Source organism: Idiomarina sp. ST10R2A5, assembly GCF_051842325.1.
Lineage (GTDB): Bacteria > Pseudomonadota > Gammaproteobacteria > Enterobacterales > Alteromonadaceae > Idiomarina > Idiomarina abyssalis.
The window spans coordinates 1-236 of sequence record NZ_JBNIEX010000086.1 but is presented as its reverse complement, the minus strand read 5'-3'; the positions used below and the strand labels follow the sequence as shown (position 1 = coordinate 236).

General features: G+C 73.3%; 1 protein-coding gene. It reads right to left on the bottom strand.

The window, feature by feature from the left end; all coding sequences use genetic code 11:
* A partial coding sequence (locus ACP7FG_RS13225; RefSeq protein ID WP_439226668.1) for an IMP dehydrogenase occupies window positions 1–236 on the bottom strand: 236 nt, incomplete at both ends.

Sequence of the window (236 nt, the reverse complement as noted above, 5' to 3'; positions counted from 1 at the left end):
CGCCCGGCGCTTCGTCGGTGCCCGCGAGCAACGAGCCGAGCATCGCCACGGAGGCGCCCGCGGCGATCGCCTTGGCGAGAGCGCCCGAGAACTTGATGCCGCCGTCGGCGATCACCGGCACGTCGGCGCCTTGCGCCGCCTCGACCGCCTCCATCAGCGCCGTGAGCTGCGGGACGCCGACACCCGCGACGATGCGGGTCGTGCAAATCGAGCCCGGGCCGATGCCGACCTTGATC